Here is a 24,846-nt window from a genome sequence, read left to right as displayed (position 1 = left end):
TCTTACAACCGTTTTACTTTTATTGTTCACTATTCCTACTATCAATTAAACCTAGACGCTCGTTTTCATATTTAATTTTTAAATAATCCACATGTGGAACTACATCATCCCTGTAGAAAATCGTTAAACCACTATGTTCTTTAACATAGTCTCCATCCTTTAACCCATCCAGAGTTAATTTAAACTTTGATAGACCTCACCTACTTTTTTCATTGTAGCCAATTCGAACTCCACTTTTATTACGTTTTACCATTAATTTTTGAAGAAATTTACTAGCTTCCTCCGTTATGTGCACTGATAACACCTCATTTAAAGATAGTTTATCTATATTCCCTTTTAGGGGTCCCACCAACAAAGTTAAGATAACTGCATTTTGTTGGTGGGACCCCTTTTACGGATAGTGAATAAGAAAGCTTTACCCTAGGAAGTATAGAGATATGAGATACTTTCTAATTCCTATACTATTTACATTGTTATTATTTCAAACACCGCACAAAAGTAGTGCAGATGAATTGGTAACAGTGAAGTTAAATAATGACATTAAAGATACAAACGAGCTAACAGTTCAATTTAATGGAGATTATTTTTCGCTTGATTCAACCTTAACAATAAAAGAAGGAGTCGTATATAATCTTACTGAAAAAAATGGGCAACTTATTCTAAGTGGTGATAATGAAACGCTAGAGCTAGGTGACTCATTAGTTGTGCTGCCAGGAGAATATAACCAGGACCATTTCGTAGAAGTTAATGAAAGGCCTTATTTAGGGGCGTTTGAATTTACAATCGAAGAAGATGGGAACATTAGGCCAGTGAATCAATTGCCACTGGAGGATTATTTAAAAGGAGTGGTCCCATTTGAGGTATTTCCTACTTGGGGTATCGAAACATTAAAATCTCAAGCCTTGGCAGCAAGAACATATGCCGTGTCACACCTAAACAAAGTGATAGATGATACAATTTCCTATCAGGTCTATGGTGGCTACCAGTGGATGGATACAACAACACAAGCGGTAGAGGAAACGAAGGGAGAAGTTCTTACCTATAATAACAAGTTAATTGAGGCCTTTTATTCTGCTAGTAATGGTGGAATAACTGAAAATAATGCCCATGTATGGGGAGGGAAAGAAGTTAGCTATTACCCGATTAAAAATGATCCCTATGATCCAATTAATCCTTGGGAGTTTAAATTGCACAGTGCACAAGTTGTTTTAGAAGAGATAGATTGGGATAATGACTTAGGCTGGGAAGAAGCAACCGAAATGGATCAGGAACTAACCGGCTCAATGTCGCATTGGTTACAAAGAAATGGTTATCCTGGTGATATTAAAATACTTTCTATCTCCAATTTTACATTATCAGCAGAGAAACTTAATTCAAATAGATCCGTATCGGGTTCAATAAAAATTGACTTTTTACAGCGGTTATATGATGGAACCATACTACTGCAAGAATATGAGCTAAATGATGAAAAATTAAATAAAATACGGCCCCTTATTGGTGGTACTCAATTTAAAAGCTATCTCATCGACTCTCTTGAATTTAAGGATGGTATATATACGATGAAAGGAAAAGGATACGGACACGGTGTAGGAATGAGTCAATGGGGAGCGCATATAATGGGGCAGCTGGGAAAAAATTATAAAGAAATAGTGCAATTTTATTTTCCAGGGACTGAAATAACCAAGTATGTCAAATAGATATCATAAATAGAAAAAGTAGTCTAAATATTAACGTTAGACTACTTTTTTATGGAAACAAAAAGGTGAACCAGAATTATCTGGTGTTCACCTTTAAAAAGTGTATTTAAACGGTTGAATTCCTAATGTAAAAATGCTAAAATTAATTGTATTTTACCCTAAAAATGTAAAATTAGTAAAAATATATCTATTTTAATTTTACAGTATTTTCTTTAGTTTGTCAAACCTATTTTAAGGAGTGTTTGAATGGCAGAACAAAATAAGGATTGGGTAGTAGAAGAAGATAGGATTGCACAGATTCTAGAGGAAATTAAAAAAAAGATGAAATATTTAGAGCACAGCACCGGTGGTTTAAAAGAGGATATTATTGGACTCAGAAATACGTTTTGGGATGATATTAGAGTTAATCTAGACGAACCAAATGAAAGGGCAGAAACATTTTCAAGTATTAAACAACAAGCGGAAATTCTTTCTGAACGCGAAAGAAGTCATAGACTGTTTCATAAACAACTTAAGACTTTAGTAAGGTTAAAGGATTCACCTTATTTTGGTCGAGTGGATTTTTTAGAAAAGGGAGAAAGAAATACTGATAAAATTTACCTTGGAATTGCTTCCTTGATGGATGAACATGATGAGAATTTTTTAATTTATGACTGGCGTGCCCCTATTTCTAGTTTGTATTACGATCATACTCCAGGTAATACTAGCTATAAAACAATGGAAGGCACAATAGAAGGGATAATGGAGCTAAAACGCCAATTTATCATTCGTCGTGGTCAAATGAAAAGTATGTTTGATACAGGTGTAACAATTGGAGATGAGTTATTAAAAGAAGTTCTTAGTAATAATTCGGATACGCAAATGAAAAGTATTGTTGTTACGATTCAAAAAGAACAAAATCAAATTATTCGGAATGAGGGTAGTACGTATCTAATAGTACAGGGTGTCGCAGGTAGTGGTAAAACATCCGCAGCTCTCCAACGTGTTGCATATTTATTATATCAACATCGAACCGTATTGAGCTCTAAAAACATTATGCTATTTTCACCGAATCCTTTGTTCAACAGCTATGTTTCAACAGTTCTACCAGAGCTTGGTGAAGAAAATATGGAACAAACAACCTTTCAAGAATATTTAGAATATCGAATTGGAGATTATTTTTATATTGAAGACCCATTTACACAGATGGAGTATTTGTTAACTAACTCAAGTGATAGCCGTGAGTACGACATAAGTTTAAGTGCTATTAGGTATAAAGCAAGTCTTGATTTTAAGGAAGTTATTGATGAGTATATTGGCTCATTAGCAAAGAGTGGGTTGTCCTTTAATGACTTGAAGTTTAAAGGTGAAACATTCATTTCGGCTGATGAGATTACCAGTTATTTCTACTCTTTACGTTTGGATATTTCAATTCCTAATAGAATAACCCTTGTAGTTGAATGGTTATTAAATGAATTATCCATTAAAGAAAAACAAGAACGTAAAAAGGATTGGGTAACCCTAGAGAGTGAACTTCTTGATCGGGAAGATTATTTAAAAATCTTTAAGAAGCTCCAAAAACAAACAAGATTTTCAGAAGACACCTTTGATGACTTTGATCGTGAGCAAAAATTAATTGCAAAAGTTATAGTATCACGATATTTCAAACCTTTAAAGGACTACGTAAAAGAACTTGAATTTATCGCTGTAGATCGTACCTATCTGCAATTATTCAACACATATACACCGAAGAACAATCACAACGTTCCTGAAAATTGGCAGGATATTTGTAAACGAACGTCCTCAAAGCTAATGAATAATGAATTGGCATTTGAAGATGCAACACCATTTCTGTACTTCCAAGATCAACTAGAGGGACAGAAATCGAATTCATTCATTAGGCACCTGTTTATCGATGAAGCACAAGATTACTCACCATTCCAACTTGCATATATCAAACAACTTTTCCCTAAAAGTAAAATGACAATTCTTGGCGATGTGAACCAAGCTATCTATCCACACTCAATAAATGCGCCAACACTATTGTCATCCGATTTATATCAATCAGAAAAAGTCGAAAAAATTACGCTAACTCAAAGCTACCGTTCAACAAAACAAATTATTAATTTTTCCAAAGAAATACTTGAAGGTGGTGAATTAATCAAACCCTTTAACAGAACAGGAAATAAACCTACACTTAGAGAGTTTGAAAAAAAGGCAGAACACAAAGAAATGCTATTAAAACAAATAACTCGTCTGCAAGAAGATGGGCATGAAACGATTGCGATTATCTGTAAAACTGCAAAAGAGAGTAAGGAGGTATTCGAAGACTTAAAGGATCATTTGGCTATTCGCCTTATGAAAAAGGATACTTCTACCTTTGAAAAAGGACTATTAATCCTTCCGACGTATTTAGCAAAAGGAATTGAGTTTGATGCGGTTATCATTTATAATGCATCCGACAAACAATATCATGGAGATTATGAACGGAATCTCTTTTACACCGCTTGCACACGTGCAATGCATGAATTACATCTTTTTTCCTTAGGGCCAAGGAGTAGGTTTTTTACTAAAATTGATTCAGATTCATATGAGTTGTTGTAAAGTGAAACTAACAATTAGTGGGGGATTAGCTGCTCCCTTAAGCGTGGGTTAAATACGAAAAGCAGTCTTTCATCAGACTGCTTTTTGGCTTTAGACATATAGTTTTTCTTTCACACTGTTCATAATTGCAATAACATTGTTCATCCAGTGATTATTTAAACCTTCTTTATCATTTGTTGCATTGGTAGGTGCGTATTTTTGCTGAATTTCCGTTATTGTTTCTTTGCCATTGTCTACATATTTCATTTTTAAATAAGCGGCTTTGAATTGGATACTATCCTCAACCGAGATGAATTTTTGCCATTTTGTACCTCCTAGAACTGTTTCTTCACAGCCTAGGTTTGGGTAATCTGCTCCAAAAATCTCTTGATAATTGCCAGGCATACATATCATTCCACCAATATTATTCCACGGCGCACCTGCAATATCGGATTGACCCCAACCTGTTTCTTGTGCAGCGACTGCAACAAGAAAGACTGGATCAATTTCGTTTTTTTCTGCAGCTTGTACAAAAAGATCTCCTAAGCCCTTAAATTCTCCAGATAATGATTGGTCTAATTCTTCACCTGTAATTGTTGTAGTGTTCGTAACTTTATAGCTAGGGGAAACCCTTTTGTTCGTTTCTGATGTTGCTTCCATTTTATTTTCTAGCTTTTTGACCTTACTAATCTTTGTTTCTTGGGGTATAGTATGTTTATAAGAAAGTGAGAAACTCACTGTAATAAATAGTAGAAAACTAGTTATGAACAGAAAGGCTTGACGGTGTTTCTCATTTTTGAAGATATTCACTAGTCATCCCTCCAGTTAATCATGTAGACTTAGGCAAGCTTAACATATTAATATTACAAAGTAATTACACACAGCTATCAAGTTTGTGTTGCAATCTTGAAAAGGGTAATTAGCATATTTTTTTGAAAGCGCTGTTTTGGTTTATACTATAGGGGATATCTAGTCCTTGGAACAAGATATAAGTAAATTATTAAAGGAATAAATTAACTCTTATTTTTTGAAGGAGTAGTAGTAAAATGAATCCAATCAAGGATCATCTTAAAGAAAATTTAAAGGTTATTTTTGTCGGTTTTAATCCGAGTATTCGTTCAGCGGAAACTGGTCATCATTTTGCCAATCCAAACAATCGTTTTTGGACGATATTGTATAAAGCAGGCTTAACACCTAGAAAATTAGATACGACTGAGGATTATAAGCTAATAGAATTAGGCTATGGTTTAACAAATATTGTCCCAAGACCAACAAAGGCTGCAGACGAAATAACAAAGGAAGAATATATCATCGGTCGAGAAGAACTAAAGAGAAAGATCGCTCACTATAAACCAAAAATCATTTGTTATGTAGGAAAAGGTGTTTACCAGGAATTAAGTGGTAAGAAAAAGCAACCATGGGGTGTTCAGGAAACATCGGTTGTGGAAGATACGGTAGATTTCGTTGCACCTTCATCAAGTGGGTTGGTAAGAATGAAAATCGATGAGATTGTTGAGATTTATAGAGGTTTAACGAAGATTTTGTGATTTGGGTTGGCAGCTACGTTGGAATTTACAAAATAGCCAACTCAAATCGCGAAACAGATGGTGGAAGAATTTCTAAATACTCGTCCAAAACAATAAAATACTTGTCCAAGAACCACAAAATACTTGCTTGAGAACGATAAATTCTTATTTGGGAACGTATGCTGCGTGAGAATGGCTCAATCACCTTTACCTATCTCAAGCTTCAACAAACTTTATTTCAATCTACTTTTAATCACAAAGGAGCGCATTCATTAAATGACTAAACTACTCATTGCAGACCGCGACCATAATGAACGAATTGGCATTGGGTGGTTAGTGTCATCCTATTCGCTTCCATTTGAAAAAGTATTACTGTGCGATAATTTTGAAGATATGGTATCAACAATTGAAAATGAATTACCTGATGTTGTCTTTATTGAATTGGATATGATACCTAAAGCACAATGGCATAGCTTTAAAGTTCAGGTAAGCAGGTATGTTAAACAAATTGTTGTCACAACAACAGAAGCAACTTTTGATCGTGCTATGCAAGCGATTGAAATTCAAGCTATCAATCTATTAGTAAAACCACATTCGCCTGATTTAATTAAGAAAACCCTTCAAAAATGCTTACAAGGAGAACGAGAACTTACCCATTTATTGTCAGTAAAAACACAGATAAGTTCGGAAGATGTTACATACCAATCTCTTTTTATAGACAGTGAAAGACCAGTTACTCCTTATCAACTTTGTGTTATGCAAACTGAAAATAGGGACTCATTAAGTCACCTGAGATCGTATTTAGAAGAGTTCGAGTTTCATTTTCGACCATCGATTTTACCGTTAAGTGATCTGATCATTTGTGTCTTTCCTGAAGAAGTACTACTTGTTAAACAAGAGGTAAATCGACTTTTTCAAACATGGAACGAGAAGTACGGAGATCCACTAGCTATCGTCTATCATTCTATACCAACAAATCAACAATCACTTCACACTATGTATATACAATCTAAACGAGCGTTAGAGTTAACCTTTTACAAGGGCTATAGACAAGTCATTTTGCTTGATAGAGATTGGGAATGGGACTTGATTGATCCGTTTTTGAATCCTACTGAACAAAGGGATTGGGTTGAAATGCTTCATAATGATAATCCAGAACAAATTAAAACCTGGATGTATCAAGAATTTCTAAGAGTCAAGGAACCCTACCCAGAACCAGGATTAATCCGGACAAGATTAACAAGTATTTTAGCACAGGTTCGTAGATTCATGAAAACCTATCAGCTGGATAAAAGCGAATATGAACGCTCCTACCATCAGGTGTTTGAAACAATTCTCTATAATCCGGTTCTCTATCGAATTGTCCAAGATATCCTACTTTTTATTTATCAGCTTTTAAGGGGTGTAAAAAAACAACAAGAGTTATCAAAGGTAGATGTAATAGAACGCGGTATTTTATATATAGAAACACATTTTCGTGATCGGAATTTATCGTTACAAAAGGTAGCCCAATTCGTTGATCGTAGCCCGGCCTATTTTAGTCATCTCCTTGTAAAAAAGCATGGAATGCCACTCAGCCAACTCATAACCAGTCTTAGAATAAAGGAAGCAAAAAAATTATTGCGAGAATCACAGTTAACCATTCAAGAAATTGCAACCGAGACAGGCTTTGGAAATGCAAACTATTTTAGTCGGATTTTTAAAGAACAGACGGGAGCCACGCCAAGTAATTATCGGAAATATGGATTAAACATCGAAACGAAATAAGATGTAGGTAACCAGCTTGGATGATCCAAGCTTTTTTCTTTTTAGACGTTTTTTAAATGATGAAAGCCAAATTCTTATGTGCACCGTCTAATTAGTATAATGAGAATTGAAGTAGGTGATTTAGATTATTAAGTTAGTTAAAAAAGCCCAAAAGGGGAATGAAAAAGCGTTCTTAGAATTGTATCAAATGTACGAAGAGGACATTTATAGAACTGCTTTTGTATATTTAAAAAATCAAGAGGAAGCGCTTGATGTTGTACAAGAAACCGCTTATCGCTCTTTTAAGTCAATTAAGAATGTAAAAGAACCGGAGTACTTTAAAACATGGCTTATACGAATAACCATTAGTTGCTCAATCGATCTGTTAAGACAGCGTAAAAAAATCGTGCATCTTAACCAAGATTATCAGGAAGTTATTTCAGCAAAGCAAGAGGAGGAGGATATTCCACTTTCACTAACCTTGAGAGATTTAATCGAGTTTTTAGGAGAACAAGAAAAAGAGGTAATTATCCTTCGATATTATCATGATTATACAATTAAAGCGATTGCAGATTTGCTAGAACTTCCTTTAGGAACGGTGAAAACGATATTATACCGCTCATTGAAAAAATTAAGACAACAAGTAAAGGAGGTTCAGCTGTATGAGTAATAAAATTAAAAGTGAGATCAATAAAATCCCAATTCCACCTGGTCTCCACAAAAAAAGCATAGCAGGTGTTCAACAAGCAAAACTTGAACAAAGAAAAAAATTTGGAGTCTTTACTAATAGGAAAAAAATTCTAGCAGCCGTGTTAGCAGGTCTATTACTATTTTCAGCAACTTTTTTCCATACAGAGGTTTTAGCAGCAGTTAAAAGGGCTCTTCAATTTGTCCCGGGACTAGGGCTTATTCATGAGGAAGAAATGCCAGTTGAAAGATATATCCTTCAAAAACCAGTAACGCTAGAGCTGGATAATGGAAGGATCATGGTTACAGGAATGATGATCGATGAAAAAATGACATTGATAAATGTAGTGGGATATGATACTCCATTACGCCAAAATATAAAAATAGTAAATGAAAAGGGAAACGAATATAAAGAATTCTCTATTCCTAGTTCCCAAACACTTTCTGGTAGTAAAGAATGGATAGCATCATACTGGCATGATGGAAAGCTCGATATTACTGAAGAGGCACAAATTATCCTTGAAGGAAAACAAGATATAATTATTCCATTAACACTTGAAAAAGCAAAATCATATGAAAGCTATACAGATATGGGTGAAATATCTACCATAAATAGTGTAGAAATAGTTGCGATACCACAAAGAGTTGCTGATAAATTAAGAATTAGTTTGATATCGCAACATCCAAAGGATTTTAGGATTTCGGATTATGGACTCTTTCCTATGTATGCACGTGAACAGATGATTTCCGTCCAAGATAGCGTTGGTAAGGAGTATGAAATCGAGAATTCACCTGGGATTTCCGCACCTGTTAGTGAGTTCTACTTTCAATTAGCAGAAAATGAAGTAGAAAACTATGTGATTACATTACCTGAAATTTATGTGGTATATTCTGATGAACAGAAAGTTACCTTACCGATTCCTGAAACTGAGGCTGATTTAAACGAAAGCTTTACACTCTCAGGTTTTCCAGTACAACTAACAAAAGTTGAACGGATCGAAGAAGACAGGGTTAGAGTATATGTTGATGTTCAATTTGATGAACAAAATGATAAGCAGTTACGCAATTTCAGGATAAAGGAAATGGGCCATATGGTGAAGGTTAGTGATGGTACTGGAGAAATACTTTACCTTGAATTCGATATTGAACCTATAAGGAAGAAAATAAAAGTAACATTCCAACAACCTGAAGTAATTTTGAAAGGACCATGGAAGTTTGAATTTCCGGTAGAACGATATTTTTTAAAATAGGGAATAACTGCTATAGAGCTACAACTATTGTGGCTCTGTTCTTTATTAAAAGAAAAAGTTAAAGCGTGGTTGCAAAAAGTAAAAGTAATACGGAACGGGTATATGTCCTATAAGTGAAAAACAACGGTTGTTTTAGAACTAGTTGACTGTTGCTTATCTTCTGTGTAACCTTCGACAATGACTTTATCATTGAAAATTTCAACTTGTAAGTAGTCGCACCCATTAAATAATTCAAGTGCATCTTTTTTACGGATATCTATTACAGGCTTTGTCGTTTCTTTTAAAACACGTTTAGAAACGGTGTTATCCTTTCTGCTTCTTGTAGATTTTGAAATTTAATAATCTCAGGGTAATGAATTTCACAGTAATATCCAACTAGTTTTTGATCAGTCAAATCATAGACTGGTTTTAAGCTTTTTACTTTGTTATCTCTTTTCATACAGTATAAACAATATTTACTTCGGTCAATTGTCATATTATCACCTAAAGGTTACAGTAGGATGAAATGTATTTATTTTACTCCATAATTTTAAGCAAATCACCAGGTATATCTATACCATATTTGAATTTATTCAAAATACTGTTATAATATAAATAAGATAACATAAAATAAAAAAGAACGGTAAGTGCGCTAACACCTACCGTTTGGCATAATAGAAGTTTTCTCTAAGGGAGAATCCTTTAAAACCAATATTCTTTAAAAAAATCACCCTAAGTTGCTAGGCTCAAGGGTGATTTTTTTTTGTCTTTATGAAAGGCCAAGATTGCAATGATCAACATTCCGAATCCTATCATCAAACTCAAAGCTTGATAAACTTCCATACTCTCTCACCCCCTAAAAGGGGTAAAAGCACTCTCACCCAAGAACATATTTCTATTATACCTATCTACATTATACCATATCGAATAGCAAGAAACCCATGTTTATAAGGATTTTAATTGGTTTTATAAAGTTTCCTTTTATCTAGTGCCTGGTTCTCTTTGGGAAAAATAATCTATATTTACATCAAAGATTAATGATAATTTATTTAGCACTTCCATGTCTGGTGTTCTTCTTTTATTGTTCTCGTAACGACTAATACTATTTGAACTCATACCCAATTTCTTAGCAAGTTGAGATTGTGTAATATTTTTTGAATGTCGTAGTTGTCTAATCTTATAGCCATAGGTATCTATTTTCATTATTCTTCCTTTGTATCGAACTCATAATGACTCATACTCTGTTATAATTTTATAAAATGTATTTTTTTTAAGATTTAGCATTTTTTGCTTAATAACAGTAAAAAACCGAAAAAAAATATCATTATCTAAATATTTTATAGGAATATTATTGAAAGCGCTTTATTACTAATAATTAATCTATAAATAGTATAGAAATTTGAATCTTCGTTATCTATTTATCATCCCCATACTCACGTTACACTTAAACTATCAGAAAAATATAAAAAAAGGGTGATAACAATGCAAACGAATGAAACTAAAAAACGAAAAATAGAAAATTATAGTGGTTCTGAGCTACATGCAAAGGGATGGATTCAAGAAGCCGCACTTAGAATGTTAATGAACAATCTAAATGAGGATGTTGCAGAACGTCCGGAAGATTTGGTTGTGTATGGTGGGATTGGAAAGGCTGCACGTAATTGGGAAAGTTATGATTCGATAGTGAAAACGCTTCTACATTTGGAAAATGATGAAACACTACTTGTTCAATCAGGTAAGCCTGTTGCCGTTTTTAAAACACATACAGATGCACCAAAAGTTTTAATCGCAAATTCAAATCTCGTTCCAGCATGGGCAAACTGGGATCATTTTAATGAACTTGATAAAAAGGGATTAATGATGTATGGCCAAATGACTGCAGGAAGCTGGATTTACATCGGAAGCCAAGGAATTGTCCAAGGAACATATGAGACATTTGCCGAATGTGGACGTCAGCATTTCAACGGAACATTAAAAGGGACAATTACATTAACGGCTGGACTAGGTGGTATGGGTGGAGCTCAGCCTTTAGCGGTCACATTAAATGATGGCGTTTGTATTGCAATTGAAGTTGATCGTACGCGAATTCAGCGTCGTTTAGATACGAAGTATTTAGATACAATGACAGAAAACCTAGATGAAGCTATTCAAATGGCATTAGAGGCCAAACGTGCAGGAAAACCGTTATCAATTGGGCTTTTAGGAAATGCTGCAGAACTACTACCAATGATGGTTGAAAAGGGCTTTGTACCTGATATATTAACAGATCAAACCTCATCACATGATCCGCTCAATGGTTATACGCCAGATGGGATGACGTTAGACGAAGCAGCAGAATTAAAGAGTCGTTTACCGAAAGTCTATGTTGAGAAGGCAAAGCTGAGCATTGCGAAACATGTTCGTTCGATGCTTGAGATGCAAAAGCTTGGTGCAGTTACATTTGATTACGGAAATAACATTCGCCAGGTAGCAAAAGACGAAGGCGTTGAAAATGCATTTGATTTTCCTGGATTTGTTCCAGCCTATATTCGCCCGCAATTCTGTGAAGGGAAGGGTCCTTTCCGTTGGGTAGCATTATCTGGAGACCCTGAGGATATTTATAAAACAGATGAAGTGATTCTTCGTGAATTTAGTGACAATGAGCATTTATGTAAATGGATTAAAATGGCACAGGAAAAAATTCAATTCCAAGGACTTCCTGCCCGAATTTGTTGGCTAGGTTACGGTGAAAGAGCAAGATTTGGAAAAATCATCAATGACATGGTAGCAAGTGGGGAGCTAAAAGCACCAATAGTTATCGGACGTGACCATCTGGATTCAGGCTCTGTTGCTTCACCTAACCGTGAGACAGAAGCGATGAAAGATGGTAGTGACGCAGTCGCTGACTGGCCAATCTTAAATGCTCTGATTAATAGTATTGGTGGAGCAAGCTGGGTATCTGTCCATCATGGTGGTGGTGTAGGAATGGGTTATTCCCTTCACGCAGGAATGGTTATTGTAGCAGACGGTACGAAAGAAGCAGAAAAACGACTTGAACGTGTTTTAACAACAGATCCAGGTATGGGTGTTGTACGCCACGCAGACGCTGGCTATGACTTAGCCATTAAGACAGCGAAAGAAAAAGGAATCAAGATTCCGATGCTAGATTAGTAATAATAAGATTTAAGAAAGGAGCTTCGAGATGATACAAAAACCAATCTTTATTCGTCATGCTAACCAATTAATTACCTTGAAAAATAGTTCTAGCGCGCCTCTAAAGGGTAACGAAATGAATGAACTTCATATTATTGAAGATGGAAGCGTATGGCTTGAACATGGCATAATCCAAGCTGTAGGAACTGACAAAGAGGTAGCAGAGCTGTTTCAAGAACGCTTAGAAGAAGCATATGTTATCGATGCTACTGGCAAAATTGTGACGCCAGGCCTTGTCGATCCTCATACGCATCTTGTGCATGCTGGTAGTCGTGAAAATGAATTTAATATGAGACTCCAAGGCGCAACCTATATGGAAATTATGAATGCTGGTGGTGGTATCCATTCATCAACTAAAGCAACTAGAGAAGCCACACATGAACAACTATATGAACAAAGCTACAAACGATTGGATCAATTTTTACTTCATGGAGTAACAACTGTTGAAGCGAAAAGTGGATATGGTTTAGCTTGGGAGCATGAATTGAAGCAATTAGAAGTTGCCAAAACCTTACATGAACAACATCCAATAGATATTGTCAGTACCTTTATGGGTGCACATGCCGTTCCGGCTAATTTTAAAGAAAATCCTGATGAGTTTGTCGATTTAGTGATTAATGAGATGATTCCAAGGGTTGCTGAACTTGGTTTAGCTGAATTCAATGATGTATTTTGTGAGCGTGGTGTGTTTACGCCAAAGCAATCAAAACGAATTTTAGAAGCGGGTCTTGATCATGGTTTATTAGCTAAAATTCATGCTGATGAAATTGAACCATATGCTGGCGCTGAACTTGCAGCAGAAGTTGGTGCTGTTTCAGCTGATCATTTATTACGCGTGTCAGATGAGGGTGTCATTGCAATGGCGGAGCATGGTGTCATCGCAGTCCTTCTCCCTGGCACAGCATTTTTCTTAATGGCTGATTTTGCAAATGGTCGAAGAATGATTGATGCAGGTGTAGCTGTTGCGTTATCAACGGATTCAAACCCTGGCTCCTCACCGACTATTTCCTTACCGTTTATTATGAATCTAGGTTGCTTAAAAATGGGAATGACTCCAGCCGAGGTTCTTACAGCTACAACCATAAATGCGGCACATGCCATTAAAAGAGGTCATGAAGTAGGAAGTATTGAAAAAGGAAAAAAAGCTGATATTACAATTTTTAACGTCCCTAACTTTTATCAATTAGTCTATCACTACGGGATGAATCATACAGATTCAGTTATTAAAGGTGGCAAAATGGTTGTTCAAGGTGGGCAGTTGGTATGAATCAATATCCCTATCCATTATTAAATCCACCTAACTTTAAGTGGAGAATGAGTGAAGAAATTGTAGAACCAAAGGTAAATGAATGGGTATCTACTTTAAAAGAGAGTGAAACACCAGATTGGTCCCAGTATGACGTAACGCTACTGGGCATCCCACTCTCGCGTTCTTCGATAAGTGCGTCAGCTGCAAGTGAAAACCCTGACGCAATGCGCAGAGCCTGGAAATCGTTTTCTACTTATAATATTGACTATGACGTTGACCTTTCGAGTCTAAAAGTAGTCGACCTCGGTGATGTTCGCCAGCATGTAACAGATATTTCATTATGCCATACCAACATTATCGAAGCGATGGAAGGAATGCAATCTAATCATCCAAATTCACTCCCAATCATGATTGGTGGGGATCATTCGATTACTGCAATGCTTATCAAAGGTTGGAAAAACGTTCACAAAAGTGAGGAAATAGGTATTCTTCAATTTGATACCCATTTTGATCTTCGTGATCTGAAAGAATTTGGGCCAGCAAATGGTACTCCAATCCGAAACTTGATTGAGAGTGGAAATGTAAAAGGGGAGAATGTCTACAATATTGGACTACATGGCTTTTTTAATTCCAAATCGTTAAAGCAGTATGCCGATGAAGTGAAACTTAACTACACCACGTTGAGAGAAACTAGAAAACGTGGTATTGAAGCTACAGTTCAAGCAGCACTTAATGAACTATCTAAAAAAGTGGATACAATCTATCTCACAGTTGACATGGATGTACTAGATATCGGAATGGCGCCAGGTGCACCTGCTGCTACACCTGGCGGGATGAGGACAGATGAATTGTTCGAAGCGGTCACCATTGCTGGTCTTTGTTCTAAGGTAAAAGCAATGGACATCGTATGTCTTGATCCGAACAAAGACGTTGGGGATGCAACAGTAAAAGCTGGTGTACATGTGATGCTATCATTTTTAACTGGGTATTTGATGAGAACACAAGAAAAGTAGTGAAATTTACTACTTTTCTGATGAAAGTTTTCTGAAATGTTAGACTAGAGAATATACTTTTGATATAAAGCTAAATAATCTATGAAAGTGAGGGATTAAGTATGGAAAATAACACAAATGTGAATTTGAATCAAAACCCACAGCTTAACACAGGTTCGAATTTAGTAAAGTTTTTTCTATTTAGTGCAATTGGAATTTTTATGTTCTTCATCCCTATCACGGTTGGAGAGAAATCGTCCATTCCGCTTGATCACATTGTTACTTGGATAAATACTACTTTTTCTGGAGCAGTACCATACTATGCCTTGATTGTTATTTTTCTAGGTGCGATTTATCCGTTCTATACAAAAACGTGGAACAAAAATAATGTAAACACAGTCTTCTCATTATTAAAAGTTCTAGGTTTGGTTGTTGCAGTGATGCTAGTATTTAAAGCAGGTCCAGCCTGGTTGTTTGAACCGAGCATGGGGCCATTCTTATATGAAAAACTTGTTATTCCAGTAGGTGTTTTAGTACCGATTGGTTCCGTATTTTTGGCCTTACTTGTGGGTTATGGATTGCTTGAATTTATTGGAGTTATACTTCAACCTGTCATGCGGCCTATATGGAAAACACCTGGAAGGTCAGCTATTGATGCGGTAGCCTCGTTTGTAGGCAGTTATTCAATTGGACTACTCATCACCAATAGAGTTTTTAAAGAAGGAAAATACACAATAAAAGAAGCAACTATAATTGCAACAGGTTTTTCAACTGTTTCAGCTACCTTTATGATTGTTGTCGCTAAGACTTTAGGTTTAATGGAAATTTGGAATGTTTATTTCTGGTCAACTTTGATTGTCACTTTTCTAGTAACTGCGATAACAGTTCGAATTTGGCCATTAAACAGTATTAGTGAAGAGTATTATGAAGGAAAAGGTAACCCTGAAGAAATCATCAAGGGGAATCGTCTGAAAACAGCTTGGGAGTATGCAATGGAAGCATCACTGAAATCTCCTAGTCTATTAAAAAACATATCTTTAAATCTTAAAGATGGGTTTATTATGACAATGAGTATTCTTCCGTCGATTATGTCAGTAGGTTTATTAGGTCTAGTACTTGCTGAATTTACACCTGTATTTGACATCATTGGTTATATTTTTTATCCATTCACATTCCTTTTACAAATTCCTGAACCATTATTAGCAGCTAAAGCATCTGCAATTGAGATTGCTGAAATGTTCTTACCAGCACTATTGGTTGTTGATGCACCAATGATCACAAAATTTGTAGTGGCTGTTGTCTCAGTTTCGGCAATATTATTTTTCTCAGCCTTAATTCCTTGTATCTTATCAACCGACATTCCAATAAGTATCCCTAAATTATTAGTTCTTTGGATTGAAAGGACCATTTTGACTTTAATTATCGCTACACCCATTGCATATATATTTCTTTAGGTATGAAAAGAATAGTTAAAATATTTTAACTATTCACATTGACAATCCAATTGTACATCTATAAAATTATAGATAAGACAATAGATATTAGTTTGTAAGACTAAAATAAACATAGAATAGTGAGATTATTTCAATGAATGTGAAGCCAGATTTACGCATCGGCAAAAATGCAATGCATTTAGCACTTTTTGGCTCAGAAGAAGTAAGTCAAGAATACATTAAAGATTTAAGATTGCAAGGCTTTGTTTTTTGCCAAGGTAAAACAGGCTCCATGGAAACAAATAAAATAGTTGCTGCGATTGAGACGGCTGCTAAAAGAAATGGAGTTATTGAAACCGATGTTTATCGTGAAACCCACGCACTATATCATGCAATAATGGAGGCGCTTCATGGTGTGACAAGAGGGCAAGTACTGCTTGGGACTGTATTAAGATCTGTGGGATTAAGCTTTTCAGTCGTTAGGGGTAAACCATATCTTTCAGAAGAAGAAGGCGAATGGATTGCAGTTGCTCTTTACGGAACGATCGGTGCTCCTGTAAAAGGAGCCGAACACGAGGCGATCGGCCTAGGAATAAATCATATCTAAAAGCCCAAAGTAAATAGTTAATAGGGGGCTGTACCAATTAATGGTTTTTAAAAATCATTATTTTGGTATGGCTCCTTTTTTGTTGCTAAGGAATTTATAAAATTGTAAGGTTTTGTATAACTTCGTGTCTTTGACTATCTACGTCCAGCTCCGGGCGCCATCGGACCTGAGGTCATAAGCCATTTCCTTTAAGAAGGAAAAACCACCTTCTTTAATGATCCGTCCTTATGCTTGTCGCCGATAAGCGGGCGCCCTGCGCTTTTGTTCTTGCTAAAAATCAATCATACTAAGGAGAGTTTACATGTTAAAACTTACTGGAAATTCATTAACAATTGAGCAGGCTAAGAATATTATTTATGATTTTGAAAAAGTAGAAGTTCCTGAAAATGTATGGGATCAGGTGGATGCTAGTAGGAAAGCTGTCGATGATATCGTAGCTAATCAGAAAGTAGTGTACGGAATCACAACGGGCTTTGGAAAGTTTAGTGATGTCTTCATTAACCAAAATGATGTCGATGAACTACAAATCAATTTAATTAGAAGTCACGCCTGTGGGATGGGGGAACCTTTTCCTGAGTTAGTCTCAAGAGCAATGGTATTGCTAAGGGCTAATGCTTTATTAAAAGGATTTTCAGGAATTAGACGAGATGTCGTGGAGTTATTAATTGACTTACTAAATCTTAGAATTCACCCGATTGTGCCCCAACAAGGTTCATTAGGAGCAAGTGGAGATTTGGCGCCTCTTTCCCATATTGCACTTGTTTTAGTTGGTGAGGGAGAAGTTCATTTTCAAAATGAGCGAATGAAAACTGTCGAAGCATTTAAGATTGCAGGCCTAAACCCAATTACATTAAAGGCAAAAGAAGGCTTGGCCTTAATCAATGGTACACAAGCAATGACAGCAATGGGGCTAGTTAACTATATTGAAGCATCCAATCTTGCATTCCAAGCTGATTTTATCTCAGCATTAACACTAGAAGGCCTTCAAGGAATCATTGATGCGTTTGATGAAGATATTCATACTGCAAGAGGCTATAAGGAACAAATAGAAGTGGCGGCAAGAATGCGTGAAATAGTAGAAGGAAGTCAATTGATTACTAGTCAAGGAGAATTAAGAGTACAAGATGCCTATTCTTTAAGATGTATTCCTCAAGTCCATGGTGCTTCACTACAAGTGTTAGCCTATGTTCGTGAAAAGCTAGAAATTGAAATGAATGCAGCAACAGATAATCCACTAATTTTCGATGGTGGTAACAAAGTGCTATCAGGAGGTAATTTCCACGGTCAACCGATTGCCTTTGCAATGGATTTTTTAAAAATTGGAATGGCGGAGTTAGCAAACATTTCTGAACGAAGAATTGAACGAATGGTTAATCCACAGTTGAATGATCTACCACCATTTTTAAGCCCATCACCTGGTTTGCAATCTGGTGCAATGATCATGCAATATGCAGCGGCTTCGTTAGTTTCAGAAAATAAAACATTGGCACATCCAGCGAGTGTTGATTCAATCCCATCATCTGCTAATCAAGAAGACCATGTTAGTATGGGAACAATCGGTTCACGCCATGCATACCAAGTGATTACTAATGTCCGAAGAGTTCTTGCGATTGAATTCATTTGTGCAATGCAGGCAGTAGAATACCGAGGGGTTGAAAAGATGTCACCACTGACTCGTACTATCTATGAAGAGGGACGTAAAGTTATTCCGTCGATTGTAAAGGATCGTGTTTTTTCAATAGATATTGAGAACATGTCCGAATGGTTAAAAGACCTAGACTTAGAGAATTTTTTAAACGAAAAAAAAAGAATGAGTGATGTCCAAGTTATGAGTTGAACAATAAAGTGATCCTTCAATCAGTGGGAGGTTTCTTTATCCACCTCTAAATTCCTCACATTCTCCAAGTTTTGAGATGGGGGTACTGCATCTCAAGTGTGGAATAAATTAGATATTAATTGGTTTAAAGCTTCCAAGTAGTTTTTATAACTATTTTCGGAAGCTTTTTTGCTGAAATTAGTATCGACTACTTGTAATATATCAGCTAGTGTATAATGTTTCTTTCTAAGCTTAAATATGTATACTCAAAAAAATCCTCTAAAACATTGCTTAATATTAAAAAACTACATTCTTTACTCTTTTTATAAATCAGCGGTGGGTCTAAGTGACTTTCAACACTCACTATCCCCCTTCCGAAGTTTTCTAAGCAATTAGGCTGATATATTTCTCGATAAACAAGAAGCTGCTTTAGCAGAATTAGCAGAAGGACTTGATTTTAAAAAATAAAAAACGCTAAACCTCCAAGGAAACACGAAGAGATTAATGTACTATATAGCACGTTCACCTCTTCGTCTTCCTTTTTTAAAAAAATTTCAATAACTGTAAGGGGTGAGGAAAATGACAAAAGATCGTACTTTAGCTTTTTTAACGGGCTTATTTACTATTGTAATGTTTGTTGAGACCTTTAAGATTGCTGAAAAATCAAACTGGCAAGCATATGGATCAGCGTTCTATCCAAGAGTTTTACTTTTGGTTATAGGTGTTTTGGCCATATTTTTATTCATTAATTCTTTTAGAGATAAGAGGACAACTGCAGAACAAAGAAAGGTTAAAGACTAGAAAACGCTTTGGCGGGAACACTACAAAGTTATTTTACTCTTTGTAAGTTTTGGAATATATGTGTTGATACTTGCTAAAGTAGGATTTATTATCGCGACCGCTCTTTATCTATTTGTTTCACAGTCTATTTTGATGGGATTTAAAAATAAAAACAAATTACTATTGAATCTATTGGTCACTATCATCGCGACTCTATCTGTATTTACAATTTTTAACTATGGCTTAAATGTATGGTTACCGTAACAGAAAAAGAAAGGAGGTAAAATATTAAGTAGTTCAGATAATGTGGAGAAAACTTAAAATCGCAGCCTAAATAACATACGTTTTCGTAACGTAAATAACACGTGAATTAACAATACAAATAACAAACCAAAAAAGCTTGGGATATCCCAAGCTTTTTACTATTAAATATGTTGTTCTTATTCGATTAACGCATCCAATCGCTGAATAGTTGAACAGCCGATTTCCCGTTAAACTTTTGCATTTTTAAATAATGAAACTAGGTTCTCTGCTAATTGAGATTTATAGAGGGAAAAACTCCCCTTAATTAGCAAAATGGTACTGAAAACAGCTTAAATAGAGGGAGAAATTCCTCTTATTTGACTCGAAAAACGTGAAAATAGGTAGCTTTGCTTTGTATAGAGGGAAAAACTCACCTTATATCCCCCAAAAACCACTTCTAATCTGCATCTAACAGTAAAATCTCCCCTTATTTTTCTATCACTGGTTGCTCAATCTTCATCTTCCCATCTTTCGTATCTGCTAATAGCATTTATAGCCATTTAGTTTTCTTGGAGCAGATTAAAATCACATGCCAAATAGTAAGTAAAATAGCACCCTAAATTGCACGATGACAATATCCATTGTCAAGGTGTTATTTGGGGTGCTTTTTGCTATGCTATTTTAGTATTACTATCTTATAAACATTGATAAAACAACATAAACAACCATTCGTTTTATGTGCTAAAAGGTATGCTAACTCATATGCCATTTACAGTGTTTCTCCAAGAAAACTGAACTACTTAGTAAAATATGGGTGGCTTTTTTATTGAAGCAATTGGCGAGGTAATGAATCTAACAACGATGATGTTAATTGTAATTGGTGTGAAATTTGGAATTATTGGGGGAAGTATTCCTGGATTTACAATTACAATGGCTATACTTGTTGCCTTTCCATTTACTTTTGCAATGGATCCAATCAACGGTTTGGCCGTTATGATAGGGGTATTTGTGGGTGGGTATTCTGGTGGCTTAGTTTCGGGGGTTATGCTGGGAATACCAGGCACACCATCTTCAATAACGACGGTCTACGACGGTTATCCGATGGCCACTAAAGGAGAACCTGGACGAGCGCTTGGCATAGGTGTAGCAGCCTCGTTTATTGGTACAATCCTGAGTGTTATTGTGTTAGTTGTTTTTGGACCTTTAATCGCGAAATTCAGCATGAATTTTCGTCCTTGGGAAATTACAGCATTGATTATTTTTGCTCTAACACTCGTTGCAAGTTTATCAAATGGCGCCATGATCAAAGGAATAATAGCGGCAGGATTCGGTTTATTTATTGCAACAATTGGGCTGGATCGAAGTGGAAATATACGTTTTGACTTTGGTATTCCTGAATTTGCTGGAGGGTTTGAAATGCTTCCAGTTATGATAGGTGTGTTCGCATTTGCTCAATTGATGGAAAATGTCCCGTCCTCATTGGTTCTATTTATGTTAGTCTCTTTGTAAGTGCTATTGTAATGCTTGGCTCACAGTTTCTATTAATAAGGTGGTTTGCAAAAATTTCCCTAGTGCCCCAACAAGTGTTGGTTCCTATTGTTTTAATGCTTTGTGCAGTTGGAGCCTTTGCACTAAATAATAATGTATTTGATATTTGGGTTTTATTTGTTTTTGGCATCATTGGTTATTTACTAGCAAAGGCGAAAGTTCCATTAACCCCATTAATTCTTGGAGTTGTACTTGGTAACAATCTAGAAAATCAAATATTTCGTGCACTTGAACTAGATCCAAGTTGGTTAACATTCTTTACGAGGCCGCTTTCAGCGTTGTTCTTCTTGTTTGCTTTGGCCTCTATAATTGTATCAATTAAGCAAAATAGAAAGATAAATCGATCTAAAATATAGATTAAGAAGTACGAATAAGGTTTGAAATGTTCCAATTAAACATTGCTAGCAACTACAGCTTTATAGATAAGGAGATTATAATTGTGTTGAATTTTGATTCTTTATACTACCCTTTTCCATCCAGAAGGATGACAGTATTTGGAGGGCGTGGCATGGTAGCGACTTCACAGCCGTTGGCAGCTCAAGTAGGACTTGATATTTTAAAGAAAGGAGGAAATGCAATTGATGCGGCAATCGCTACTGCTGCAACATTAACCGTTGTTGAACCGACATCCAATGGCATCGGGGGAGATGCATTTGCCATTGTCTGGATAAAGGGTGAAATCCATGGTTTAAATGCTAGTGGACCTTCACCACAGGCTATTTCTATAGATGCTGTTAAAGAGCGAGGCCATGTGGAAATGCCAAAACATGGATTAATTCCTGTCACAGTCCCAGGGGCTCCAGCTGCTTGGGCAGCGTTATCTAACCGCTTTGGAAAGCTCACATTAAAAGATGTATTAGAGCCTGCGATTGAATATGCGGAAAAAGGGTATCCAATATCACCTGTTTTAAGCCATATGTGGGAAGAAGCATATTCTCAATATATACAGAAAAAAGGAGAAGAATTTAAACCATGGTTCAAGACATTTGCACCTGAAGGTCGTTCACCAAGGGTGGGTGAAATATGGCATTCAAGAGATCACGCCCGGACTTTAGAGTTAATTGCTGAAACAAATGCGCAATCCTTCTATAAAGGAGAGCTTGCAGATAAGATAGATATTTTTTCAAGACAGAATGGAGGTTTTCTAAGGAAAGAAGATCTTGCTTCATATTCAACTGAATGGGTGGATCCTATTAAGGTGAACTATAAAGGTTATGATGTTTGGGAAATCCCTCCAAATGGATCAGGAATGATTGCACTCATGGCACTAAATATACTAAAAGAACTAAATATTGAAGAGAAAGACTCGATTGATACGTATCATAAACAAATTGAAGCAATGAAACTTGCCTATGTAGACGGATTAAAATACATAACTGAACGACATCATATGGGCGTTACGATTGAACAATTGTTATCTGATACCTATGCAAAAACAAGAAGGAGTCTTATTACCGAAGAAGCTATTAAACCTCTGCCAGGTACTCCTTTACAGAGTGGAACAGTATACCTTGCAACAGCCGATGATGAAGGTAATATGGTATCTTACATCCAGAGTAACTTTAAGGGATTCGGATCTGGTATTGTGGTACCAGAAACAGGAATTAGCCTACAAAACAGAGGATGGTCCTTTTCTCTAGATAAAAATCATTTTAACCGCCTTGAGCCTGGAAAAAAAACATATCATACTATTATTCCTGGCTTTTTAACCAAAGATAACCAACCAGTAGGTCCTTTCGGTGTGATGGGAGGCGCTATGCAGCCTCAAGGACATGTACAGGTGGTTATGAATCTGATTGATTTTAACTTGAACCCTCAGGCAGCCTTAGATACTCCACGCTGGAAATGGGTTAGTGACAACACGATTGAAGTTGAGCCTCACTTTCCAGACCACATAGCACAGGGGTTAAGTCGAAAGGGTCATCGGATAGTAAAAAAGGTTGATAGTCTTAGTTTTGGAAGAGGACAAATTATCATAAGAGATCCAGAGACAGGGGTGTTATCAGGTGGCTCAGAGCCTCGAACAGATGGAACAGTTGTTGCTTGGTAATATAAAAGGAAACTTAATAAATTAATATAAAGAAAACACTCCTTATCATAGTTGATTTTGAACTATGATAAGGAGTGTTTTCAATTTTTTGATTTATTGTAAGCAATTTGGAATACTGTCTTTTTTAATAATGAAAATAGGATAGATAAAACTATACCAATGAGCAAACCAAAAAATATGTCAACTAACAATGTACCAATAAAAGTGATGATGAAAATGAATGCATCGAAAGGCGTTGTTCTAACCAGTAAAACAAACTGTTTGAATTCAATCAAATTTGTAACAGCAACGATGATTATGGCTGCTAATGCCGCCTTTGGTAAATAAAAAAAGAAAGATGTAAATAACAATAAAGTAGTAAAAATTAGTAATGCTGTTATCAATGATGATAGGTTTGTTTTTGCTCCTGATTGATAGTTCACAGCGGTCCTAGACAGCGCACCTGCGACGGGGATTGAGCCGACTAAAGTACTTGTTATATTAGCGAGCCCGATTCCTACTAATTCATGGTTTGCGCTAAGTTGGGCATTATCCTTTTCTGCAACCGCTTTTGCGACAGCATACGATTCAAGGAATGAAATGAAAGCAATTGCAAAGGCAGTTGGTAGTAATAGCTGAAGGTCTTGTATAGATAAGATTGGGAAAGTAAACTCTGGTAAGCCTTTTGGGACATTCCCAACAATTTTCAGCCCTGCTTGATGTAACTGAAAGGTAGCAACAAATAATGTAGAGATTGCTATAACAAGTAAGGGTCCTAATGCTAATTTCAGATATTTTTTAAAAAGAACCAATAGAACAATGCTCCCCAGACCAATTCCAGTACTATAAAGGTTTAGTAGCGGAAGTTTAGCCAAGATTTCGCTTATAAACACATCGAAGCTTTTGTAAGATGATAGAGTGATACCAAGGATTGAATCAACTTGATTAACGGCTATAACAATAGCAGCTGCAGATGTAAATCCACCAATGACAGCGTGAGAAATATGATTGAAAAGATATCCTATATTAATTAAACTCATGAATAACTGAATGAATCCAACCATTAAACCTAGGGCAATAATGAAATTAATTAACTGTGTTGAATTAGGTTCAGCGATTGCTGCAACACCTGAAAAAGCAAGAATAGAAACGATTGAAACGGGGCCAACAGATAGGTGTCTAGAGGTCCCAAATATCACATAAACAAGTAGCGGAAAGGTCCCTGCATATAATCCTATAACTGGAGGGACTCCAGCAATAACAGCATAGGCCATACTTTGAGGAATAAATAAAATAGCAACAATTATACCTGCTGTTATATCGCCAGTTAAATAGCTCCGGCTGTATTGAGTAAGAATATTTAACCCTGGTAATAGTTTAGAAATCAATAAAATACCCTCCAAATCAAAAATATCATCTCATATACTTGTATATTTTTATAATTACTAGATTATTCACTAAGAGTGGCAATTGACTATTCTTATTAACTTTAAATAAACATTAATTAATT

Annotated in this window: 21 protein-coding genes and 1 pseudogene; 17 read left to right on the top strand and 5 right to left on the bottom strand. The window is 35.9% G+C overall.

What is annotated here, in order from left to right:
* Positions 1-437: 437 nt before the first annotated feature.
* Positions 438-1,697 carry a SpoIID/LytB domain-containing protein gene (locus PY093_RS02535; RefSeq protein WP_275644299.1) on the top strand — a complete coding sequence of 420 codons (1,260 nt, stop codon included), beginning with the start codon at positions 438-440 and terminating at the stop codon, positions 1,695-1,697.
* 246 nt (positions 1,698-1,943) lie between these two features.
* Positions 1,944-4,280 carry an RNA polymerase recycling motor HelD gene (gene helD, locus PY093_RS02530; protein WP_275644298.1) on the top strand — a complete coding sequence of 779 codons (2,337 nt, stop codon included), beginning with the start codon at positions 1,944-1,946 and terminating at the stop codon, positions 4,278-4,280.
* Between the two features lie 90 nt (positions 4,281-4,370).
* Here the strand turns inward: helD and PY093_RS02525 are convergent, their stop codons facing one another.
* Entirely contained in the window at positions 4,371-5,069 is a 699-nt protein-coding gene (locus PY093_RS02525) for a glucosaminidase domain-containing protein (RefSeq protein ID WP_275644297.1), read from the bottom strand.
* A gap of 236 nt (positions 5,070-5,305) precedes the next feature.
* On the opposite strand from PY093_RS02525, the gene mug reads away from it, so the two are divergent.
* From mug to PY093_RS02505, 4 genes are all read left to right on the top strand, one after another.
* Positions 5,306-5,806, top strand: coding sequence for a G/U mismatch-specific DNA glycosylase (gene mug, locus PY093_RS02520; RefSeq protein ID WP_275644296.1), 501 nt, complete (start codon positions 5,306-5,308; stop codon positions 5,804-5,806).
* 255 nt (positions 5,807-6,061) lie between these two features.
* Entirely contained in the window at positions 6,062-7,552 is a 1,491-nt protein-coding gene (locus PY093_RS02515) for a helix-turn-helix domain-containing protein (RefSeq protein WP_275644295.1), read from the top strand.
* Positions 7,553-7,676: 124 nt separating this feature from the next.
* On the top strand, positions 7,677-8,201 hold the full coding sequence (locus PY093_RS02510) for a sigma-70 family RNA polymerase sigma factor (RefSeq protein ID WP_275644461.1): 525 nt from the start codon (positions 7,677-7,679) through the stop codon (positions 8,199-8,201).
* Positions 8,194-9,468 (top strand): hypothetical protein, encoded by a 1,275-nt coding sequence (locus tag PY093_RS02505; RefSeq protein WP_275644294.1) that lies wholly within the window; start codon positions 8,194-8,196, stop codon positions 9,466-9,468. The genes PY093_RS02510 and PY093_RS02505 overlap by 8 nt, the downstream gene beginning before the upstream one ends.
* 280 nt (positions 9,469-9,748) lie before the next feature.
* On the opposite strand, the gene PY093_RS02500 is transcribed toward PY093_RS02505, so the two are convergent.
* The 3 genes from PY093_RS02500 to PY093_RS02490 form a co-directional block, all read right to left on the bottom strand.
* Positions 9,749-9,943: a hypothetical protein gene (locus PY093_RS02500; RefSeq protein WP_275644293.1), complete on the bottom strand. Its 195-nt coding sequence runs from the start codon at positions 9,941-9,943 to the stop codon at positions 9,749-9,751.
* Between the two features lie 236 nt (positions 9,944-10,179).
* The gene (locus PY093_RS02495) at positions 10,180-10,290 is read right to left on the bottom strand and encodes a putative holin-like toxin (protein WP_275644292.1); all 111 of its coding nucleotides are present in this window, start codon (positions 10,288-10,290) and stop codon (positions 10,180-10,182) included.
* Positions 10,291-10,428: 138 nt separating this feature from the next.
* Positions 10,429-10,650 carry a helix-turn-helix domain-containing protein gene (locus PY093_RS02490; RefSeq protein WP_275644291.1) on the bottom strand — a complete coding sequence of 74 codons (222 nt, stop codon included), beginning with the start codon at positions 10,648-10,650 and terminating at the stop codon, positions 10,429-10,431.
* 279 nt (positions 10,651-10,929) lie between these two features.
* Here PY093_RS02490 and hutU point away from each other — a divergent pair, with 279 nt between their 5' ends.
* From hutU to ggt, 11 genes and pseudogenes are all read left to right on the top strand, one after another.
* Positions 10,930-12,597, top strand: a complete 1,668-nt coding sequence (gene hutU / locus PY093_RS02485; protein WP_275644290.1) for a urocanate hydratase — start codon at positions 10,930-10,932, stop codon at positions 12,595-12,597.
* A gap of 31 nt (positions 12,598-12,628) precedes the next feature.
* Positions 12,629-13,906: an imidazolonepropionase gene (gene hutI / locus PY093_RS02480; protein ID WP_275644289.1), complete on the top strand. Its 1,278-nt coding sequence runs from the start codon at positions 12,629-12,631 to the stop codon at positions 13,904-13,906.
* Positions 13,903-14,901 (top strand): agmatinase family protein, encoded by a 999-nt coding sequence (locus tag PY093_RS02475; protein ID WP_275644288.1) that lies wholly within the window; start codon positions 13,903-13,905, stop codon positions 14,899-14,901. Before hutI ends, PY093_RS02475 begins: the two co-directional genes overlap by 4 nt.
* A gap of 101 nt (positions 14,902-15,002) precedes the next feature.
* Positions 15,003-16,334, top strand: a complete 1,332-nt coding sequence (locus PY093_RS02470) for a YjiH family protein (protein WP_275644287.1) — start codon at positions 15,003-15,005, stop codon at positions 16,332-16,334.
* A 133-nt stretch (positions 16,335-16,467) separates the two neighbouring features.
* Entirely contained in the window at positions 16,468-16,920 is a 453-nt protein-coding gene (hutP, locus tag PY093_RS02465; protein ID WP_275644286.1) for a hut operon transcriptional regulator HutP, read from the top strand.
* Positions 16,921-17,221: 301 nt separating this feature from the next.
* Complete coding sequence (gene hutH / locus PY093_RS02460) at positions 17,222-18,757, top strand: histidine ammonia-lyase (protein ID WP_275644285.1); 1,536 nt, start codon at positions 17,222-17,224, stop codon at positions 18,755-18,757.
* Positions 18,758-19,315: 558 nt separating this feature from the next.
* Positions 19,316-19,537 carry a hypothetical protein gene (locus PY093_RS02455; RefSeq protein ID WP_275644284.1) on the top strand — a complete coding sequence of 74 codons (222 nt, stop codon included), beginning with the start codon at positions 19,316-19,318 and terminating at the stop codon, positions 19,535-19,537.
* A gap of 18 nt (positions 19,538-19,555) precedes the next feature.
* Positions 19,556-19,780 (top strand): annotated as a pseudogene (locus PY093_RS21345) (tripartite tricarboxylate transporter TctB family protein); the annotation flags it as partial.
* Between the two features lie 825 nt (positions 19,781-20,605).
* A complete protein-coding gene (locus PY093_RS02450) occupies positions 20,606-21,268 on the top strand; it encodes a tripartite tricarboxylate transporter permease (RefSeq protein WP_275644283.1) in 663 nt (220 codons plus the stop codon).
* 11 nt (positions 21,269-21,279) lie between these two features.
* Positions 21,280-21,663: a tripartite tricarboxylate transporter permease gene (locus PY093_RS02445; protein ID WP_275644282.1), complete on the top strand. Its 384-nt coding sequence runs from the start codon at positions 21,280-21,282 to the stop codon at positions 21,661-21,663.
* Between the two features lie 128 nt (positions 21,664-21,791).
* Positions 21,792-23,357, top strand: coding sequence for a gamma-glutamyltransferase (gene ggt / locus PY093_RS02440; RefSeq protein WP_275644460.1), 1,566 nt, complete (start codon positions 21,792-21,794; stop codon positions 23,355-23,357).
* Between the two features lie 80 nt (positions 23,358-23,437).
* On the opposite strand, the gene PY093_RS02435 is transcribed toward ggt, so the two are convergent.
* Positions 23,438-24,724 carry a SulP family inorganic anion transporter gene (locus PY093_RS02435; RefSeq protein WP_275644281.1) on the bottom strand — a complete coding sequence of 429 codons (1,287 nt, stop codon included), beginning with the start codon at positions 24,722-24,724 and terminating at the stop codon, positions 23,438-23,440.
* Positions 24,725-24,846: the final 122 nt, after the last annotated feature.

Source organism: Cytobacillus sp. S13-E01, from assembly GCF_029193815.1.
In the GTDB taxonomy this organism is placed as follows: domain Bacteria; phylum Bacillota; class Bacilli; order Bacillales; family Bacillaceae_L; genus Bacillus_BV.
This window is presented reverse-complemented; position numbering and strand designations above follow the sequence as displayed.

Bases quoted from the DNA above. Each gene is read 5' to 3' on its own strand.
- PY093_RS02450 (WP_275644283.1), top strand. From the start codon at position 20,606: ATGAATCTAACAACGATGATGTTAATTGTAATTGGTGTGAAATTTGGA.
- PY093_RS02455 (WP_275644284.1), top strand. From the start codon at position 19,316: ATGACAAAAGATCGTACTTTAGCTTTTTTAACGGGCTTATTTACTATT.
- hutP (WP_275644286.1), top strand. From the start codon at position 16,468: ATGAATGTGAAGCCAGATTTACGCATCGGCAAAAATGCAATGCATTTA.
- hutI (WP_275644289.1), top strand. From the start codon at position 12,629: ATGATACAAAAACCAATCTTTATTCGTCATGCTAACCAATTAATTACC.
- PY093_RS02535 (WP_275644299.1), top strand. From the start codon at position 438: ATGAGATACTTTCTAATTCCTATACTATTTACATTGTTATTATTTCAA.
- PY093_RS02495 (WP_275644292.1), bottom strand. From the start codon at position 10,290: ATGGAAGTTTATCAAGCTTTGAGTTTGATGATAGGATTCGGAATGTTG.
- ggt (WP_275644460.1), top strand. From the start codon at position 21,792: ATGACAGTATTTGGAGGGCGTGGCATGGTAGCGACTTCACAGCCGTTG.
- PY093_RS02515 (WP_275644295.1), top strand. From the start codon at position 6,062: ATGACTAAACTACTCATTGCAGACCGCGACCATAATGAACGAATTGGC.
- PY093_RS02445 (WP_275644282.1), top strand. From the start codon at position 21,280: ATGCTTGGCTCACAGTTTCTATTAATAAGGTGGTTTGCAAAAATTTCC.
- PY093_RS02490 (WP_275644291.1), bottom strand. From the start codon at position 10,650: ATGAAAATAGATACCTATGGCTATAAGATTAGACAACTACGACATTCA.
- PY093_RS02475 (WP_275644288.1), top strand. From the start codon at position 13,903: ATGAATCAATATCCCTATCCATTATTAAATCCACCTAACTTTAAGTGG.
- hutH (WP_275644285.1), top strand. From the start codon at position 17,222: ATGTTAAAACTTACTGGAAATTCATTAACAATTGAGCAGGCTAAGAAT.
- helD (WP_275644298.1), top strand. From the start codon at position 1,944: ATGGCAGAACAAAATAAGGATTGGGTAGTAGAAGAAGATAGGATTGCA.
- PY093_RS02505 (WP_275644294.1), top strand. From the start codon at position 8,194: ATGAGTAATAAAATTAAAAGTGAGATCAATAAAATCCCAATTCCACCT.
- mug (WP_275644296.1), top strand. From the start codon at position 5,306: ATGAATCCAATCAAGGATCATCTTAAAGAAAATTTAAAGGTTATTTTT.
- hutU (WP_275644290.1), top strand. From the start codon at position 10,930: ATGCAAACGAATGAAACTAAAAAACGAAAAATAGAAAATTATAGTGGT.
- PY093_RS02470 (WP_275644287.1), top strand. From the start codon at position 15,003: ATGGAAAATAACACAAATGTGAATTTGAATCAAAACCCACAGCTTAAC.
- PY093_RS02500 (WP_275644293.1), bottom strand. From the start codon at position 9,943: ATGACAATTGACCGAAGTAAATATTGTTTATACTGTATGAAAAGAGAT.